Genomic DNA, 974 nt, shown 5'->3' with positions numbered 1-974 from the left:
CAGACAGCCAAGAAGAAAATATTGGCCAAAATGTTCATAATTCACTCGACAATGCCCAATTAGAAACCTAGAAGCGTTTCATCACAAATGGACAAAACCAGAATCATCAAATTAGCGATGACGGTTTTTTTCATCATGCTCGCATCAAACTACTGAACCCAGAGCTTAATCGCGTGCGCCCTTACGAGGTATTTATGGAATTTCATAATATACCGACATTTAAAGAAACCAAGACATTTCTCTTTAGCTTATTTCTACTCTGTGCTGGGGGAATTACCCTACTTGCGGCTACAGCCTATCTCAACCAGCGTAGAACCTTGATTAGGCCCTTGGAAAGCATTACCGAAGAGCTACACCAGCAACAAAGTAACGGCCTAAATTCTCCCTTAAGCTACCAAAGCGAGGATGAGTTAGGCACTTTGGTTAAGCGCTATAATGCTCTTGCCAAAGACATAGCCAAACGCGCTGAGGAGGTAAACGAAACCCGGCGTATTATCGATGGCATCACCGACGGTGTCCCCGTATTACTTTCCTACATTGATGCACAAGAGCGCTTTCAGTTCGTTAACAAGAACTATAGTCGCTGGAGCGGCCGTGATACTAGCACCTATAAGGGTAAAGCAATTTCTGAAGCCTTGGGTGAAGCCATTTACGAACGGACTCAACCCTACATTAAAAAGGCTCTAAGCGGGACGTCCTGTCACTTGGAAACAGATATGGCGACCGTTAACGGTATAAGGCATTGCAAAGCGAATTACCATCCTGATTTTGGCGAAAATAACGAAGTCCTCGGAGCCTTTATTTGTATCGAGGATCTTTCAGAGGTCAAAGTTTCAGCCTCAAAATTATCTGATTACGCACAAGAACTAGAATTCCGTGAAATAGCCCTTCAAGAAGAAAAAGCCGTTGCCGAAAATGCGTTGAAAGTTAAGTCTGAGTTCCTGGCCAGCATGAGTCATGAAGTACGCACGCCA

Annotated in this window: 1 protein-coding gene; it reads left to right on the top strand. The window is 44.0% G+C overall.

Annotated features, from left to right (window positions below):
• Positions 1–194: 194 nt before the first annotated feature.
• A partial coding sequence (locus tag A3766_RS06480; protein ID WP_156508739.1) for a PAS domain-containing protein occupies positions 195–974 on the top strand: 780 nt, incomplete at its 3' end.

Source organism: Oleiphilus sp. HI0132 (assembly GCF_001635845.1).
This window is presented reverse-complemented; position numbering and strand designations above follow the sequence as displayed.